This is a genomic window from Bradyrhizobium sp. Ken64, from assembly GCF_055807555.1.
On the sequence record NZ_JBVVPA010000021.1, the window covers coordinates 38,173 to 55,392 of the forward strand.

General features: G+C 60.1%; 12 protein-coding genes, 1 pseudogene and 1 riboswitch. Of the genes and pseudogenes, 9 read left to right on the plus strand and 4 right to left on the minus strand.

The features are described 5' to 3' along the window. Positions 1-397 precede the first annotated feature (397 nt). The 3 genes and pseudogenes from AC0L2F_RS28390 to AC0L2F_RS28400 form a co-directional block, all read right to left on the minus strand. Positions 398-1,602, minus strand: a pseudogene (locus tag AC0L2F_RS28390) (IS91 family transposase). 22 nt (positions 1,603-1,624) lie between these two features. After that, entirely contained in the window at positions 1,625-2,458 is an 834-nt protein-coding gene (locus AC0L2F_RS28395; protein WP_473250706.1) for a tyrosine-type recombinase/integrase, read from the minus strand. A gap of 459 nt (positions 2,459-2,917) precedes the next feature. After that, complete coding sequence (locus tag AC0L2F_RS28400) at positions 2,918-3,607, minus strand: IclR family transcriptional regulator (RefSeq protein ID WP_473250677.1); 690 nt, start codon at positions 3,605-3,607, stop codon at positions 2,918-2,920. Between the two features lie 163 nt (positions 3,608-3,770). Here AC0L2F_RS28400 and AC0L2F_RS28405 point away from each other — a divergent pair, with 163 nt between their 5' ends. The 6 genes from AC0L2F_RS28405 to AC0L2F_RS28430 all read left to right on the plus strand — a co-directional run bounded on the left by AC0L2F_RS28405 (position 3,771) and on the right by AC0L2F_RS28430 (position 9,768). Then, a complete protein-coding gene (locus AC0L2F_RS28405) occupies positions 3,771-4,562 on the plus strand; it encodes an ABC transporter ATP-binding protein (RefSeq protein ID WP_007605580.1) in 792 nt (263 codons plus the stop codon). After that, complete coding sequence (locus AC0L2F_RS28410) at positions 4,546-5,319, plus strand: ABC transporter permease (protein ID WP_473250707.1); 774 nt, start codon at positions 4,546-4,548, stop codon at positions 5,317-5,319. The genes AC0L2F_RS28405 and AC0L2F_RS28410 overlap by 17 nt, the downstream gene beginning before the upstream one ends. Before the next feature lie 31 nt (positions 5,320-5,350). Beyond that, positions 5,351-6,373 carry an ABC transporter substrate-binding protein gene (locus AC0L2F_RS28415; RefSeq protein ID WP_473250679.1) on the plus strand — a complete coding sequence of 341 codons (1,023 nt, stop codon included), beginning with the start codon at positions 5,351-5,353 and terminating at the stop codon, positions 6,371-6,373. A gap of 50 nt (positions 6,374-6,423) precedes the next feature. After that, positions 6,424-7,689 carry a CaiB/BaiF CoA transferase family protein gene (locus tag AC0L2F_RS28420; protein ID WP_085383734.1) on the plus strand — a complete coding sequence of 422 codons (1,266 nt, stop codon included), beginning with the start codon at positions 6,424-6,426 and terminating at the stop codon, positions 7,687-7,689. Positions 7,690-7,744: 55 nt separating this feature from the next. Continuing rightward, positions 7,745-8,572, plus strand: coding sequence for a citryl-CoA lyase (locus AC0L2F_RS28425; protein ID WP_007605586.1), 828 nt, complete (start codon positions 7,745-7,747; stop codon positions 8,570-8,572). Positions 8,573-8,739: 167 nt separating this feature from the next. After that, complete coding sequence (locus tag AC0L2F_RS28430; RefSeq protein ID WP_473250680.1) at positions 8,740-9,768, plus strand: SMP-30/gluconolactonase/LRE family protein; 1,029 nt, start codon at positions 8,740-8,742, stop codon at positions 9,766-9,768. Positions 9,769-9,997: 229 nt separating this feature from the next. On the opposite strand, the gene AC0L2F_RS28435 is transcribed toward AC0L2F_RS28430, so the two are convergent. Next, positions 9,998-10,456, minus strand: coding sequence for a GNAT family N-acetyltransferase (locus AC0L2F_RS28435; RefSeq protein ID WP_473250681.1), 459 nt, complete (start codon positions 10,454-10,456; stop codon positions 9,998-10,000). Positions 10,457-11,073: 617 nt separating this feature from the next. On the opposite strand from AC0L2F_RS28435, the gene AC0L2F_RS28440 reads away from it, so the two are divergent. From AC0L2F_RS28440 to metE, 3 genes are all read left to right on the plus strand, one after another. Beyond that, the gene (locus AC0L2F_RS28440) at positions 11,074-12,288 is read left to right on the plus strand and encodes an EAL domain-containing response regulator (protein ID WP_007605590.1); all 1,215 of its coding nucleotides are present in this window, start codon (positions 11,074-11,076) and stop codon (positions 12,286-12,288) included. Between the two features lie 580 nt (positions 12,289-12,868). Beyond that, positions 12,869-13,072: a 4Fe-4S binding protein gene (locus AC0L2F_RS28445; RefSeq protein WP_007600001.1), complete on the plus strand. Its 204-nt coding sequence runs from the start codon at positions 12,869-12,871 to the stop codon at positions 13,070-13,072. Positions 13,073-13,860: 788 nt separating this feature from the next. Beyond that, positions 13,861-14,060, plus strand: a riboswitch (cobalamin riboswitch). A gap of 99 nt (positions 14,061-14,159) precedes the next feature. Continuing rightward, the gene (metE, locus tag AC0L2F_RS28450; RefSeq protein ID WP_473250682.1) at positions 14,160-16,475 is read left to right on the plus strand and encodes a 5-methyltetrahydropteroyltriglutamate--homocysteine S-methyltransferase; all 2,316 of its coding nucleotides are present in this window, start codon (positions 14,160-14,162) and stop codon (positions 16,473-16,475) included. Positions 16,476-17,220: the final 745 nt, after the last annotated feature.

Here is a 17,220-nt window from a genome sequence, read left to right on the forward strand (position 1 = left end):
GCAACCACGCGATCGTTGTAGTGGCGCCGCCGACGCCCACACGAATCTGGCGCATGGATTTTGCACCGCCGAGGAAGGCGTGGGTGTTGACCCTACCCCTCGGGCTTAATCCAGTTTGACGTTCGTTCTGGCCGAAGACGAGGACCAGAGCATGCAGCACGTTCGAGATCGGAAGGCCCGATCTGCTGGCTCGGCGCGTGAGGCAGAGACACGAGATGTGCGCGTCGGGGAAGAGTTGAGATCAGACGCGCTTCACTGGAGATCGCGATAGGCATTTTGCTGCATCGGACCGTTGTTGTCGCGGAGTGTGAAAGCACGGAGTCGACATCGTCCGCGATGATCGAGACGCTGGGAGCGAAATGACGAATGATGATCGTCGTGCACGGCATGACTTGGCTCACGATGTGTCGCATCGGAACGGTGATGTTCGAGGGCTGGAGCATCTGAAGCTGTGTCGAAAGCGCTCAATGATGCGCATCACGCCACCACAATCGGGCCAGGCAGGAACTTCGGCCCAGGTTTGAGCTTCCAAATCCACAGGCGGCGGCTCGCTGTCGTTTGGGGCTGTCTCATGATCGAGAAGTTCGCGGCAAAAGGCGAGCTTGGCAGCGCGATGGCGGTTGGCCATGAAGCCGAAGTGGCGGATGCGATGGAAACCGTCGGGCAGCGTATGAAGCAGGAAGCGGCGAATGAACTCGTCGGGCTTGAGCTTCATGATCTTTGTCGCGCCGTCCTGGCGGTAATCCTTCCATGTGAAGGCAACATGATCGTTGTCGGGTGCGACGAGCCGGCTGTTGGCGATCGCGACGCGATGGGTATAGCGGCCGAGATAGGCCAGCACCTGTGCGGGTCCGCCGAAGGGCCGCTTGGCGCAAGCGACCCAGTTGACGCGCTGCATGGCTTTGATGCGACCAGCGAAAGCGTCGAGTTCGGCAAGAGAAGCAAGATCGCCGAAGAAGCGCAAGGCGCCGGCGTTGAAGACCCCGATCAGGCGTTTGAGAAAAAGCCAGCGAAAGAGCCGGGACAGCGGTTTGACGGCCAGGAAGAAGTTCGGTCGGCTGGCGATCCAGCGTGTTCCATCAGGTGACGGGCCGCCGCCCGGCACGACACAGTGAATGTGGGGATGATGCGTTAGCGCTTGTCCACAGGTGTGCAGGACCGCGACGCCGCCGATCTCCGCGCCGAGCCGGCGCGGATTGGCAGCAAGCGTCGGTCATCGCCTCGGCGGCGGCCTTAAACAGGATGGCATAGACGACCGCCTTGTTTTGGAAAGCAATCGCGGCGATCGGTGCAGGAAGCGTAAAGACGACGTGGAAGTAGGGAACCGGCAGCAGGTCGGCTTCTCGCGCGGCACGGCACGCGGCTCGGGCTGGCCCCTGACACTTCGGACAATGCCGATTCCGGCAGGAATTATAGGCGATCCGCGTCATGCCGCAGTCATTGCAGGCCTCGACATGGCCGCCGAGCGCCTTGGTTCATCACCCGCCGCTCGACGCGACCGAGATGACCGGCATGGTCACGACGATAGGCGTCGCCATGCCGGCGCAAGATATCGGCAATCTCGATGGCGGGTCGGTGCGGGCGGACGTCGGGGCGGGTCATAAGCCGGATCCCGGAGCCGTTGTCATGCCGGTGGCGTCACCTCCAGCGACACGCGGTCGAGCGGGCTCTGCGTCGCCCGGATCGTATGGGTGGCGACCTGCGTGTAGCGCGCCGTCGACGACGGATTATTGTGCCCGAGCAGTACCTGGATGATCCGGATGTCGATTCCGTTCTCCAGAAGATGTGTCGCGAAGCTGTGGCGCAGCGTGTGCAGCGTGACGCGCTTGGTCAGGCCCGCAGCCTTGACCGCCGAGCGGCAGGCGGCATGCAACACGGTCGGATCAATCGGGTGACCTTCGTCACGCCCAGGGAACAGATAAAGCCGCGGCCGGGCGAGCCGCCAGTAGGTGCGCAGGATGCCGAGCAGTTGGGACGACAGCATCACGTTGCGATCCTTCGCGCCTTTGCCGTGGCGCACCTGGATGACACCGCGGGTGCTGTCGATGTCTTCGATCCGCAGTCCCGCGACCTCGGAGGCCCTGGGGCCGGCCGCATAGGCGGTGGTGAGCGCGGCGCGGCTCTTCAGGCTCGACACCGCCTCGAGGAACTGCACCACTTCGTCGGCGCTGAGAACGACCGGCAGCTTGCGGGGCTCTCGCGCATCGGGAATGCGCTCGGGGATGAGCGCCTCGCCAAGCGTGACGCCGTAGAAAAACCGTAGCGCACAGACGATGATCTGGTTCAGCGCCGGCCATGAGATGTCGGTCGAGACCAGATGCACCTGGAAGGCCCGGACGTCTTCCAGCTCCAACCGCTCAGGCGATCGGCCGAAATAGCGGCTGAACTTCGAAACCGCGCTGATGTAGGATCGCTGCGTCGCCGGCGACAGATTGCGGACTGTCATATCCTCGATCATGCGGCGGCGAAGAGGGCTCAAAATCGGCCATCTCAATACCCTGTCTGAGGGGGGCTCCAACACCCACATCCTCTCCGCCAGGAGGCGATCTACGCCACCTCGCCACGCACGCTGAGACAGCGGCTTCGTTCAATCCCAAATCGATTCGGTCTAACCCCATCCGGCTTTAGGCCGCACAATCCGCGAAACGTCCTAACCGCGCTTGCATCGATGTCGGCGCGCCGCAGCTTGGCCGTCAGGCCATGACGGCTCCAGAACACGCGCACCAGCACACATCACACGAGCAGCGTAATAGCCTTGAAGAAGCCTCCCTCCTGATGTCCGTGTAGGGATGGGTGGCGTCGAGATCGAGGATGATCTGCAGGCCTCAACAATGCGAGAAATGCGCGCTACGCTCAGGAGAGGCCATTGCGGCACCCGCTGAGCTGTGCGTTATAAACAGAACGCTGCCATTGTAGCTCAGCGCTCAGTTGAAGGCAGCAAACCAATCAGCGCTTCAGCCTCGGACTTCAGCACTTCAACGGCAGATTTCCGAGCATCTGCATCAAAGCGAGTGCGAATGGCGGAGACTGAGAGCGCGCCCCGCAATTTGCCATAGACATCGATTACGGGCACCGCTGCGGCCGCAACCTCAGGATCACGCTCGCCGATCGAGACGTAGAAGCCACGATCTCTGATCTTCTTTCCACCAGCTAATGCAAAATCGCGGTAAGCGGTAAGAACGCGGCCCGCAGCGCCACGATCAATCGGCAATCGTTGTCCTTCTTCGAGGTGATGCCGGACGGAACGCGGAGAATTAACGCGATAAAGGCAAATGCGCTCGTCGCCCTCCGCGATGTAGAAGGATGCGGTCTCTCCGGTTGCTTCGACCAGACGATGGAGCGAGGGTCTGATCAGGTCACCGAGGTCCAGCCCACGCTGATAGAGCGCCCCAAGGCGCCATAGCTCCGGTCCGGGTCGAAATAGGCGGTCGGTCCCCCGCACCAGGAATCCGTCCGCTTCCAGGGATGCGGCAAGGCGAAGGACCGTGCTCTTGTAGAAGTCCGTCGCCTCGGCAATCTCGGTCAGCGTCATAGCTGCGCGCTCAGGACCGAAGGCCTTGAGGATCGCCAGGGCGCGCCCGACCGCATCAACCCCTGTCTTTGCCATTGATACAGCCTCGTGTTCTGTTCTGCAGAACAGATATCCAGAATGGATAGAAAGTCCAGTGTCCCATGCTCATCTGCGTTCTGTGTTGCAGAATGCAATTGACTCCGGATAGAGCAAAAGTTACCTGTTTTGAGGCTTAGAACAGGTTCTGCGGAGCGAAACAATGGAAGGGCAGCCGGCACTTGCCGTCGACCTGCGCGACGTAATGATTCGCTTCGGCGACTTCACCGCCGTGAAAAGCATGAACCTCCAGGTCGGCGAAACCGAATTCGTTGCAGTGGTCGGGCCGACCGGCTGCGGAAAATCGACCATTCTCAATACTGTCACCGGACTGCTGAAGCCGGCCGCCGGCGAGGTTCGCATTTTCGGCAAATCGCTTAGGGGCCTGAACGGTCAGTCCGGCTACATGCTGCAACAGGAAGGGCTGCTGCCCTGGAAAACAGCCCAGGACAATGTCGGCCTCGGGCTGGTGTTTCAGGGAAGCTCGATTGCGAAAGCGCGCGAGCAGGCGCGGCCCTGGCTCGCCAAGGTTGGCTTGAAAGGGTTCGAGGAGCGCTATCCGCACCAATTGTCCGGCGGCCAGCGCAAGCGGGTCGCCATGACGCAGACCCTGATCATGGAGCCGAAGATCGTCCTGATGGATGAGCCTTTCTCCGCGCTGGACGTTCACACGCGCCGCCTCATGCATCGCATCCTGCTCGAGCTATGGCAGGCGGACCGGCGCTCACTCGTTTTCATCACCCATGACCTCGATGAGGCGATCACGCTGGCGGACCGCGTCGTTGTGATGTCTGCCGGTCCCGCGAGCCGCATGGTTGGCGATGTCAGGATCACGCTGCCTCGTCCCCGCGACGTCTCGGCGCTACAGACCACCGACGAGTTCGTCGCGCTTTACCGTGAAATCTGGTCGCTGCTCGGCGCCGAAGTGGAGAAAAGCTATGCCACGCAGGGGTAAGGTCGCTCTCACGCAGTTCGCCATCGTGCTTGGGCTGATCCTGATCTGGGAATTGGGCGTGCGGGCCGGGTTGATCGACCCGTTCTTCTTTCCGGCCCCGTCGACACTCATCGCAAGGATCGGAGAGTGGATGTCAACGGCCGACTTCTGGACCGATGTCAGCATAACACTGCTGGAGACGGTCCTGTCTTTCCTGGCTGGTATCGGGATCGGCACGGCGCTTGGTATCTGGTTGGGCTTAAGCCCGTTTGCGGCCGAGGTCGTTCAGCCCTTCATCAAGATGTTCAATGCGATCCCGCGCATCTTGCTGGGGCCCATTTTTGTCATCTGGTTCGGATTGGGCCTCACCTCCAAGGTCGCGCTGGGCGTGACGCTGGTTCTCTTCGTCGCTTTTTTCAACACCTTTCAGGGCGTTCGCGAGGTCAATCCGGTCGTGCTCGCGAATGCGCGCCTGCTACGTGCATCGAAGTCCTCCCTGCTGCGCCATGTCTACCTGCCGTCCGCCACCACGTGGATCCTGTCGAGTCTGCGGGTATCTGTCGGCATGGCCGTGATGGGAGCGGTGGTCGCCGAATATCTCGGTTCGTCCGCAGGATTGGGGCACCTGATTGCGAAGGCCGAGGGCGTCCTTGATGCCGCCGGTGTCTTCGCAGGGATCATCGTCCTCTCCGCTTTCGTCATCGCGCTCGATGCCATCGTCGACCGGGTGGAAAAGCGGCTGCTGGTCTGGCGGCCGGCACCTGCCCACGAAGTTTGATCGTAGCGCTCCCATTCTCACGGAGGTTCCCATGCACGCTTTTCCGAGACTGATGGTGGTTATCGCGGCAGCTGTATTGCCGCTCATTTCAGCGCATGCCGCCGAGCCGGAGAAGACAAAATTGAAGATCGCAGTGGGATCACAGATCCTCAACTATATGCCTCTCGAGCTTGGTGTGAAGCTCGGTTCGTTTAAGGACCAGGGCCTTGAGGTGAGCGTCGAAAACTTCCAGGCCGGTGGTTCGAAGGCTTTGCAGGCGCTGGTCGGCGGTTCGGTGGACGGGACAGTCGGCTTTTACGATCACACCATTCAGATGCAGGCGCAGGGCAAACAGATTTCCTGCGTGTTCCTGCTCAATGACATTCCCGGCGTGTTGCTCGGTGTCCGCAGCGGCCTCGCTGACAAGGTCAAGTCCGGTGCCGACCTGAAGGGCCTCAAGCTCGGGATCACGGCGCCGGGGTCATCGACCGACACCATGGCGCGCTACTACATCAAGAAATCTGGGTTGGGTCCGCGCGACGTGAACATTATCGCGGTCGGCAGCGGGGCACCCGGCATGGTGGCGCTCGAGGCCAGGAATATCGACGCGCTCGTCTATTTCGACCCGATTGCGACCCTTCTCGCGCGCAAAAAGAGTGCGACGCCGCTGTTCGACGCGCGCACACTCGAAGGCTCAAAACAGGCCTTTGGCGGAATCTATCCGACCGCCTGTCTCTACCTGCAGCAGACTTTCATCGACAAAAATCCAGAAACGGTCCAGCGCCTCGTCAACGCCTTGCTCAAAACCCACCGCTGGATCAACACGGCGTCGACGGAACAACTCGTCGACGCGATGCCTCCTGCATACAAGACCGACAATCGCGAGGTGAACATCGAGATCATGAACGCGTCGAAAGCGCTGTTCTCGCCAACCGGTCAGATGGACATCGACGCGGCCAAGGTCCCGCTCGCTGTCCTACGCGACTTTGATCCGAAGATCGCAGCCGCAAAGATCGACCTCATCAAGACCTTCACGAATCGATTCGCGGAACGTGCTGCGCAGCAACTGAAATAAGTTGCGTACTAAGCGCTCGCTATCGGATCACCTACAAGAAGGCTCTTCAGATGTCTCTGCCGCTAACCGGTATCCGCGTTCTCGACCTGTCAAACGTGTTGGCGGGTCCGTTCTGTGGTTACCATCTTGCGCGCCTTGGCGCGGAGGTCATTAAGGTGGAAAATCCGAACGGCGGCGACCTGGCGCGGCGCCTCGGCGCGGATCCGCAAAGAGCGGAGCGCCTGCAGGGACTCTCGTTTGTCGCCGTGAACGCCGGCAAGCAATCGATTGCACTGGACCTGAAATCGGAAGCGGGCCGCGAGGTGTTCTTGCGACTGGTCAAGGAAGCCGACGTGGTGCTCGAAAACTTCCGGCCGAAGGTGATGGAACGCCTTGGCCTCGGCTTTGATGTGCTTGTCGGGCTGAACCCGCGTCTGGTCTACTGCGCGATCTCCGGCTTTGGGCAGAGCGGACCGTGGTCCGCCCGTCCGGCCTATGACCAGATCGTCCAGGGTCTTTCCGGAGCGATGAGCGTCACCGGCGATATAACCTCGGCTCCCCTGCGCACGGGCTTTCCGATCTCGGACACGATTGCGGGACTGACTGCTGCGTTTGCCATCGCCGCGGCTCTGGTCGACCAGCGGCATAGGCAACGGGGTCGGTTCATCGACGTGTCCCTGCTCGAGGCCACCGTTGCGGCGATGGGATGGGTCGTCTCCAACCACCTGAACGCCGGGGTCGAGCCGCAGCCCATCGGCAACGAGAACTTTACCGCGGCTCCCTCCGGCACGTTTCGCACCGCGACGGGCCCGCTGAACATTTCCGCCAACGAGCAGAAGCAGTACCAAGCCCTATGCGACCTGATCGACCGACCGGACCTGAAGGCGGATCCACGCTTCGCTGGACGCGAGATGCGCAAGGTCAACCGCGCTGCGCTGAGCGCGGAGTTGAACAAGGCATTGAGTTGCAAGCCCGCTGAGGAATGGGAGGCCCAAATGAATCTGGCTGGTGTCCCTGCCGGCCGTGTGCTGACGGTCTCGCAAGTGTTGCAGCAGCCACAGGTCCTTGAGCGCGGATTCGTCGAGACTTTGGCGCCAGAACAAGACGGTGCGCAGCCGTTACGAATCACGCGGCCGGGGTTCCGGCTGGATGAGGAGTTTTCGGTGCCTTCACCACCTGCGACGCTCGGAGCAGACACTGAGCGATGGCTGCAGCGGCTCGGCTATTCGTATGCGGAGGTTGAGCAACTGGTCTCAAGCCGAGCCGTCGGGACGCCAAAGCAAGGAGAGGCTGATTTCCTGCCCGTCCGCGTAGCCACGGACGGACCGATATCATGACATCCGACGGCTTGCGTCGGTTGGCAATCGGCAGGTTGAAAGGACGGAACTGGAAATGAGCGAAGAAGAACTGAGACAGCAAGCGGCCAGTTGGTGGCGAACCTCCATTTGCGATATCGCGCCAGGTCGCATCGCCTATCGGGGTTATCCAATTGAAGATTTGATAGGCCGCGTTTCCTTTCCCGCCATGATCTGGCTGATGTTGCGTGGCAATCTGCCGACGCCAGCACAGGAGCAGCTGCTGCAAGCTGCGCTGGTTGGATCCGTTGACCACGGTCCGCACGCGCCCTCCATTGCAATTGCCCAAATGGCGGTGAGCTGCGGCCTGCCCCTGAATGGCGCAATGGCCTCGGCAATCAACACGCTCGATGACGTGCATGGCGGAGCAGGGGAGCAGGCTATCGAACTCTACGAGGATGTGCTGCGACGGCGCCAAGGGCGAGAGATCGAGCAGGCCGCTGGCGCTGCAATCGACCATTTCACCGCAACCCGCAGCAAATATCTGCCGGGCTTCGGCCACCGGTTTCATCCAGTCGACCCGCGCGCGGCCCCGCTATTGGCGCTGGTGGATGCCGCAGCTGACGAGGGCAGTGTCGGCGGCGATTATGCCAAGGCCGCTCGCGCGATCGAGCGGGTGATGCAACAGCGCAAGAGCATGCTCATTCCGATGAACATCGATGGCGCGACGGCGGTCATTTACGGCGAACTGGGCTTCGCCTCTCCGCTCGCGCGGGGGATCTTCTGCTTGTCGCGCGCGGTCGGAATCCTGGCTCACGCCTGGGAGCAAACTGGGCGCAACGATCGCAACAAGGGCCCAATGCCCAAGCAGTTCGGCTACAAATACGAGGGCCAGCCGCGTCGCAGGCTGGAAGGCGCATCATAAGCATCTCGAAAACCCGCCCAAGCTGATGGAGACCAGCGTGTTCTCGTCGATGCCGGCGGAGTTTCGTCGCCCGGGTGTTTCTTCGGAATGGGCAGACGCGAACCGCGGGGCATATCCAGTAGATTGTTTCATCGAGGGACCGTCGTTCGACCAGTCCGGGAATCTCTATGTCGTCGAGATCCCCTTCGGCCGCATTTCCGGATTTCACCGGAGGGCGTCTGGTCTTTGATCATCGAATACGACGGCTGGCCGAACGTCTGAAGGTTGCTCCGGACGGCCGGGTGCTCGTGTCCGACTATATCAACGGTCTCCTGGAGCTCGATCGACAGAGAGGGACCATCCGGCCGTTGCTGGGCCACCGCAATTCCGAGTCCTTCAGAGGCTGCAACGAGCTGCATATCGCGACCAAACGCGACATCTATTTCACCGATCAGGGCCAGACTGGATTGCACGATCGTACCGGCCGGGCATTTCGACTGTGCCCTGACGGCCGGATCGACTGCTTGATTTCTAATGGCCCGGGCCCGAATGGCCTGGTGCTCAGTCCGGACGAGACCGTAATGTACGTTGCAATGACGCGCGACAATTGCATCTGGCGCGTACCGCTGATGCGTGATGGCGTGGGGAAAGTCGGACGATTCAGCTGGTTCTTCGCGACGAGCGGTCCTGACGGACTGACGGTCGATCAAAAAGGGAGGCTCTTTGTCGCGCATGATTCCCTCGGCCACGTCTTCGGTGGGGCCAAACGGCGAAAGCGGTCCGCTTGCATCCAGTCCTGCGCAGGGTGGAAGCTGCACGAATGTCGTATTGGACGCGGCACTCGGCGCATTGCTCATTACGGAATCTTCTACCGGATCAGTGTGATGGCTGATCTCGCTCACCTTCCTCGAAATTCGCCAGCAGGAGTGGCAAGGTGGTGCGGAATCTTTTCACGCGCCGGTCCGCCGCACCAAGCTGCAGGAATGAGTGTGGTAGACGACTGGCTAGCCAGTCGCCGAGAGAATGTAATTGGTGACGAATGGATGGCGTTTGTGTGCGGTGATCTCAAACCAGAGCCGGTAATCGCACTGCATGGGAAGCGCAAAAGAAGGATTCGTAATGCTGGGTCGGGCTCCGCCCGGAACGGGCCGCCGCCGACCTGTCGCCTTTTGGTCGGGCGGGTCGCGGTATCGCTTCCCACAACGCAGAATGATTGATCGCCGATATTTTCGAACGTTCTCGCCAAGAAGGCCGAAGAGGTAACCGCTCGCGGTGGGAGTCAGCACCGCATCAGCGTCAAGGTTCTCGATCATGCTTGGCCGCGACGCACGCGTGAAGCGTTCGTTTTGAGAAGGAACAAGCCCAGGATTTACTGCTTGAAGGACTTTACCGATAGCACGCTAGCCCAGAGCGCTTCAAGTGTGTGGCGCAGAGGTCGTACTACTGTCAGAGCCTCTTGCGCGCGCGCAATCCTCCAACCCGATATCCCCTCTCCTCGTAGAAGTGGCGTACCCGTTCTAGGGCCGGATAACCATCCGGAGGCAACGCAACCTCAATCATCTGCCAGCCGCGTCGCTTCGCCTCCGAATCTACCGCCTCGAGCAGATGCCGACCGCAGTCAGAGCTCCGGAAGTCACGAGAAATCCATAGCTCCTGAAGCACGCCGTACGCTCCGGCTGCTCTCACGGCCTGTACGGCCGAGATGCTAGCTAACCCTACAATCTGCCCGGTGCCTTGTTCCTCAACGACAAAAATGAAGCCCTGTTCGGGATGCTGAATCAGGCGCAACGCCGCCTGCTTCGCGCCTTGAAGGCTGAACTCCGATCCGGGGCCACCTAACTCGGAAAGTAGCTCTTTGACCGCTTTTGCGACCGCGTTCTCATCTCCTGGCACGCTCTTGCGCAAAGCCGTGCACGCGCTGGACGTGCCTTGCCCTTCAGCACCAACACGAACACCCGACCTGGCCCTCTGGGGGAAATTCATGCTCAGGAGGATACAGAAAACGCAATTGAGAGCAACTATCAGGCTCGGTAGGAAGCAGCACGTCCACACTCGCTATAGGCAACAGAGCTGAGGTAATTGCAAGCCATTGCCGTTCTCAGAATCGACTGCGGCTTGAGCAGCTGCGAACTCATGATGGACTGCCTTCGATTGGAAAACATATCACGGCACACGCCGGTCATGCCGATCAAACATTCGTAAGAGTGATTGCCGATCGTCGCTCACGAACTACTCGCTTCAACAAATCGTGCGCCACGATGATCGCAGCGCCATAGAGCGTCAGCTCGGTGCGTCCGAAGGAGAGATTCCCACCTCGCGTGCGTCACTCGTACTTGCGCGAAGCGCGACAGGTATCATACGCGTGCGTCCGATAAAATCGTCTGAGCAAGATCGCGAAAGATTTTGCACACCAATGCACTATCTTAAGCTTATCTCGAACAATCGAAAGATATCGGGAAGCACAGCTTGTTTGGACCTTCGCTCCTCGTTTAAGGCACCGTCACGGAACAGGAGTGGTTGCGATGGAACATGGGCAGGCCGAACTGGTCGGAGGGAAACCTGTAATCTTCGGGCAACGTAAGGTGCGGCCGCGGGCGTGCCTGGCCGTCGGCAAGCGGCATCTGCGCGCCTTTCTACGGGATGTGCTGGAGGATATGGGGTTTGTTATCAGCGAATGCAGGACTGCTGACGAGTTGCCGCACGTACTCCGCACGGAGTTCCCTGATCTGATCCTGCTCGGCATTGGCTCGGACCGCATCGAGCCTGGACGATTGCTCGAGATACTGGTACGCGAAGAATTTGCAGGCCGAGTGCTGGCGTTCGGAGCGCGCGAGTCGATCATCATGGCGGCAGTGCAGCAGGTCGGTAGTGAATATGGACTTGCTATGCTGCCGCCGCTCAGGGCGCCGTTTGCAGCCGAGACGTTGCGCGATCGGATCGGCATGCTCTTGCCAAGAGAGCCGGCGCCCCGTCCCGCGGTCCATGTCGGAGAAGCCTTACACGCTGGCTGGCTTGAGCTCTGGTATGAGCCGAAGTTTGACGCGTGTACCCTTAGCCGCCGCGGCGCCGAGGCTCATGTGCGAATGCGGCACCCGACCTGGGGCGTTGTTCCACCGGCCTATTTCATCCCGGAATCTCACGATCCGCATTTTAGGAACTTGTCGCAGTTCGTGATCGACCGCGCGATCAAGGATTGGCAGTATCTTCTGGAGCAGCAAACTTCGATCGATCTCTCCATCAATCTCCCGGCAGCATTCCTGATTGACCCGCAGGCGGTACGCGATCTCTGTCGGCGCATGCCGTCGCACGCCGCTTTCGGCGGTTTGACGATTGAAATCGAGAGCGTGGAAGCGATCCAGAACCTAGATCTCCTGGTCGAGGTTGCGCGTGAGGTTCGCTTTCACAACATTGGCCTTGCAATCGACAATGTCGGTGCCAATTGGCCGCAGCTGATGGGGATGACAAAATTCCCGTTCATGAAATTGAAAGTAGATCGTCAGTTCGTCGGCGGCTGCGCGAATGGGCCCCTCAAGCGAACGGTGTGCCGCCATATCGTCGATCTAGCCAAAGAGTACAATGTGCGCACCGTCGCCGAAGGTGTGGAGAGCCAGGCTGACCTAATCGCTGTGGCCGAACTCGGCTTCGACCTTGCGCAGGGCCATCTGTTCGGAAAAGCCATGCCACTGAAGCAATTTGCACAGTCATCTTTCAACCCTGCTCCAGCTCGTCCAAAATAGTTGCGAGTGGCTGAGTGCGGCCAAGCGACGCTCGCGAGCACCGCCATGCCTACTCGGCACCAGGCATGAGGCTGAGTGCAATTCAGTCGGTCTGCAAGGCCAGTGTCGCTCGTCCCGCCGCCACTTCATTTCCCTCCGAAGCTTGTTATACCACAGGCCCGTTTTGGCAAGCCTCCAGCGAGTCCTCCACGCAGCTAGCGTTGCAGCCATGAGCGAGGCTTGCACAAACCTCCAGTCGGGGTGTGTGACCGGAGGTTTGCCGAGATCCGACGTAGACCTGCGTCCGTTCGCGGGTTTTGTCGCCGCCGGTGGAGGAAGCGTCAGCCTCGCTTGCCCCCGCGCTGACGTGCCAAACAAACCGACGGACGCTTCCAGCTTCAAGTCGCGACTGACTCTCGCAAGAGGGCCCGATGGCTCGTAGCCTGAAATTGAAGCGACCTGTTGCTGTCGCAGACGCAACATGGTCTCAGACCCGGGACAGCCGAATTGGGCAAATTGCCCAACATTGAGCGCGTCTGCGTTTGGCACGGCATTTGAAAGGGATCGCCCATGGCATCGCTCGCCTAAGGAGTCGGAAGGCATGGCTTACAAGATCGTCGCTTCGCAATGCACCGTTTGTGGCGCATGTGAGTTCGAGTGTCCCAACGCGGCGATCAGTCTGAAGCGTGACATTTACGTTATCGATGCCAAAAAATGTACGGAGTGCGAGGGCCATTGCGACACGCCGCAATGCGCGGTGGTCTGTCCGGTCCCTGACACCTGTGTCCCGTCCAAGACAGGATAGGCAGCCCGCGACCAAAAGGCCTCATCGCTCGATTTCGCGAACGAAGTTGTAGATGTGGGACCTTGAGGAGACCACGACCGCATGGAGCGCATCGAGGTCGATTAACATCGTTATGAGCTTAAGACGCTGAGCGACGCCGAGGGACCCCTCAAAGGGCTCTGTCGGAGGACACCGTCGAATTTGTCACGAACAAGGACAAGGCCCTCGATGCTCAGTGGCCGCGTTACGGCCTATCGTCGCTGGCGGCGAGTCGAGGCGAGGCAGGCCCGGCGTCGAGCGGCCGCGGACGCATCGAAGCCGGCGCAAAGGTCGCTCAGCACGTGAACACCTAGTGCACCGAGAAGATCATCTTGGCCAACCTCACGGAGGCGGACGACCTCGTGCCTGGTCGCGGGCCCGCCGAACACCAAGGAGCCGACCTGATCATCCGTTCGGTCCTGGAGCAATCCGGCTTTCGAAATGTCTAGGGAGCCTCGTGGGCTGTGACCAAACGGATGCCGGCCGAGGATGATCGCACCTTCCTGACGCGCAGGTTCGAAAAGCTGCTGACGGAAAAGGTCGCCTCCTCGCGATCACACAGATACCGAAGGCCGCCCGGGTTCGTTCCGGTGGTGGAGCTCAACCGTTACGCGAGCAGGGAGCGAATGCATTTCAAAAGCGGAGCCTCCACAGATGCGGGCGTGTTCACTAGGCCGCGAGCAAGACCGTCTTACCTGCCTAGTGCGCTCGTAATCGCTTGGGCAATGTCGCAGCGAGAATCGGTAGGTTGACGCATCGATCCTCGTGCGCATAATCCAAGCCGTCGCGGTCTCCGGATTTCGTTTGATCCGGAGCTAAGAGGGAAGCCGGTGCAATGCCGGCGCTGCCCCCGCAACTGTAAGCGGCGAGCCGCTGTCCAACGAAGTCACTGAAGCCATGCGGCTTCGGGAAGGCCGGACAGCAGCGACGACCCGTGAGCCAGGAGACCTGCCTCGACAAGATATCGTCCACGGGCGGGGCGTCCCGGTGTGCGCCAAGCAGTTGTCGCTCACGCGATGTTCGCTGTCTGCGTCCGCCATGGCCTTTGCCCCAACATGGGGTCTAAGCTATGTCAATCCTTTCGCTTCCCGTTGCCACACTGGGGACGTCACGCATCGGCCCACGACGCGAACTCAAATTCGCGCTCGAGAGCTACTGGGCGGGAAAGTCCAGTGAAGCCGAGCTCCTCGAGGCGGGGAGTGGACTTCGTGCCGCTAATTGGGCACGGCAGAAATCCCGCGGTGCGACCGTCATTCCTTCGAATGACTTCTCGCTCTACGACCATGTGCTCGATACCAGCCTAATGGTCGGCGCCATTCCCGACGTTTACGGCTGGAGCGAAGGTCCTGTGTCGCTCAAAACCTACTTCACCATGGCGCGTGGCGCTCAGGACGGTGGTCACGCTCAGCATGGGCCCGGCGTAGCCGCACAGGAGATGACGAAGTGGTTCGATACGAACTACCACTACATGGTGCCGGAATTTCACCAGGATCAGATCTTTAAGTTTGCCTCTCGGAAGCCGATCGAGGAATATGAGGAGGCAAGAAGCCTCGGCTATCAGACGCGGCCCGTCCTAGTGGGCCCAGTCACTTTCCTGAAGCTCGGCAAAAGCGTAAATCCCGCATTCAATCCGCTCTCGCTGCTTGATCGGCTCCTCCCCGTCTATGTCGATGTTCTCCGCGAACTAGCCTCGCGCGGCGCTGAATGGGTTCAGCTCGACGAGCCATGCCTAGTGATGGACGTCGACGAAGGATCTCGGGCGGCTGTCCGCCGGGCCTATGCTCATTTCGCTAAGGCCGTGCCGGCCCTTAAAATCATGCTGGCCACATACTTCGGGGCTGTCGGCGACAATCTTGAAACAGTCTTGGCCTTGCCCGTTGCCGGGCTTCACGTCGACCTGGTTCGTGCACCTGACCAGTTCGACGCGATTGTCGCCAGAGCGCGTAGAGATCTCGTGGTCTCGCTCGGTGTCGTTGATGGTCGCAACGTGTGGCGCTCTAATCTGCCGGCGCTACTCGACCAACTTGCTCCTATGGTCAAAAAACTGGGCAGGGACCGTGTTCAGATTGCCCCCTCCTGCTCGCTGCTTCATGTTCCGACCGACATTGAGCTAGAGATCGATCTCGATCCCAATCTGAAGACGTGGTTGGCGTTCTCAGTGCAGAAGATCAAGGAGCTTTCGATATTGGGCAAAGCGCTGGCTGGCTATGCTGCCGATGTGGCCGATGAACTCACGCTCTCAGAGGATGCATCCGTCACCCGCGAAACATCGCCGAAGATCCACAGTGCGAACGTCGCCGGACGAATGGCCGCGATCGACGATAGCATGCGTCGCCGTCGCAGTGCGTTCACCCAGCGCGCCGACGTCCAGCGCGTCGCCTTCGCATTGCCAATGTTTCCAACCACAACCATCGGATCCTTCCCGCAAACGGCGGACGTCCGCAATGCGCGTGCAGCTCATGCGCGGGGAGCGCTGAATGACACGCAGTACGAGCAGCTTCTGAAAGCGGAGACAGCCCATACCGTGCATTGGCAGGAAGATATCGGCCTGGACGTGCTCGTGCACGGCGAGTTCGAGCGCAACGACATGGTTCAATACTTTGGCGAGCAGCTGTTGGGTTTCGCATTCACCAAGCACGGCTGGGTTCAGTCTTATGGCTCGCGGTGCGTTCGTCCTCCTATCCTGTTTGGAGATGTCTCCCGCCCGAAGCCCATGACCGTTAAATGGTGGCGACATGCGCAGTCTCTGACCAAAAAACCCGTCAAGGCTATGCTGACCGGACCGGTGACGATCCTGAACTGGTCGTTTGTCCGTGACGACATCCCGCGGAGCGAGACATGCCGACAGATCGCTCTCGCGATCCGAGACGAGGTCATCGACCTTGAAACAGCTGGAGCGACCATGATCCAGATCGACGAGGCTGCGTTGCGGGAGGGATTGCCGCTGCGCAAATCGCAGTGGAAGGACTATCTCGATTGGGCAGTGGACAGTTTCCGCATTTGCTCCTCCGCTGTCGCTGACGGAACTCAGATCCATACGCACATGTGCTATTCCGAGTTCAACGAAATCATCGATGCGATCGCAGCAATGGATGCCGACGTCATTTCAATCGAGGCGTCGCGCTCCAAAATGGAATTGCTCGACGCTTTCAAGAGCTACAAATATCCTAATGAAATCGGGCCGGGCGTCTATGACATTCATTCACCGCGCATTCCCGCAGCAGCCGAGATCAAGCAGCTGATTGTGTTGGCGCGGCAGCGGGTTTCCGATCGGCAGCTCTGGATCAATCCCGACTGCGGACTGAAAACTCGAAGATGGGAGGAGGTGCGTCCCGCGCTCGTCAATATGGTGGCCGCCGCACGCGAGTTGCGGGCCGAGGCATGATCGTACGGAGCGTGTCGCCAACGTATCTGTGAATAAGATGAACGCCCTTTGGGAGCTCGCGATATCCTTGCGAGCTTCCAAAGTTTCCAGCGCCTACGAATGCCGGTTTGCCCCGGCGGAGGCGATCGCATACAGCGGCGACAAGCTCGAATCCGGCGGACGACCGCGTGCCGGCCATACCGATTAGGTGACATATTCCAAGTCACTTACGCTCGACGCGAACCACGGTCCTATCGCTTCATTTATCCATCCCATGGATGCGTCCCATCACAAAAATCTATTTTACCGCCCTTGCGGAATTTCATACCTAATTTGCGCCTTCGCGCGGTCTTCGGGAAGATTTGCTGGTATTCGGCGGTGCCAAAATACTGGCGCGTGACGGCAAACTGACGGTTGAGTTTCAGGGCTCGGCAGTCAAACCGCCTGCGCGATGGATCCCAGCTCCATCAAGGCGCTGCCCGTGCCAACCGGACAGCTGGCAAGTGGTGAGCAAGTCCTGAAGTTCACGACAGGAGCGGAAGGCAAGCGGCTCGCTAAGTTGTGCAGAGCGATATCCGCTTCTGCTTGTTTGACGGCGAATGCCCTCGTCGTAAGTCGATCGCCGGTAGTCCTCCCTACCGACGAAAGCTGGAACCATGCGGAAAGCAGCGTCGCTCCCGCGTGACTTTCGCCCGGCCTCGCATTGAGGCCGGGCGGCTGTTTATGTGCCTGCTTATCAGTGACAGCAGGGGATCATTCATTTTGG

Bases quoted from the DNA above. Each gene is read 5' to 3' on its own strand.
- AC0L2F_RS28420 (WP_085383734.1), top strand. From the start codon at position 6,424: ATGTCTCTGCCGCTAACCGGTATCCGCGTTCTCGACCTGTCAAACGTG.
- AC0L2F_RS28395 (WP_473250706.1), bottom strand. From the start codon at position 2,458: ATGATCGAGGATATGACAGTCCGCAATCTGTCGCCGGCGACGCAGCGA.
- AC0L2F_RS28445 (WP_007600001.1), top strand. From the start codon at position 12,869: ATGGCTTACAAGATCGTCGCTTCGCAATGCACCGTTTGTGGCGCATGT.
- AC0L2F_RS28415 (WP_473250679.1), top strand. From the start codon at position 5,351: ATGCACGCTTTTCCGAGACTGATGGTGGTTATCGCGGCAGCTGTATTG.
- AC0L2F_RS28440 (WP_007605590.1), top strand. From the start codon at position 11,074: ATGGAACATGGGCAGGCCGAACTGGTCGGAGGGAAACCTGTAATCTTC.
- AC0L2F_RS28405 (WP_007605580.1), top strand. From the start codon at position 3,771: ATGGAAGGGCAGCCGGCACTTGCCGTCGACCTGCGCGACGTAATGATT.
- AC0L2F_RS28410 (WP_473250707.1), top strand. From the start codon at position 4,546: ATGCCACGCAGGGGTAAGGTCGCTCTCACGCAGTTCGCCATCGTGCTT.
- AC0L2F_RS28430 (WP_473250680.1), top strand. From the start codon at position 8,740: ATGTCGTCGAGATCCCCTTCGGCCGCATTTCCGGATTTCACCGGAGGG.
- AC0L2F_RS28400 (WP_473250677.1), bottom strand. From the start codon at position 3,607: ATGGCAAAGACAGGGGTTGATGCGGTCGGGCGCGCCCTGGCGATCCTC.
- metE (WP_473250682.1), top strand. From the start codon at position 14,160: ATGTCAATCCTTTCGCTTCCCGTTGCCACACTGGGGACGTCACGCATC.
- AC0L2F_RS28425 (WP_007605586.1), top strand. From the start codon at position 7,745: ATGAGCGAAGAAGAACTGAGACAGCAAGCGGCCAGTTGGTGGCGAACC.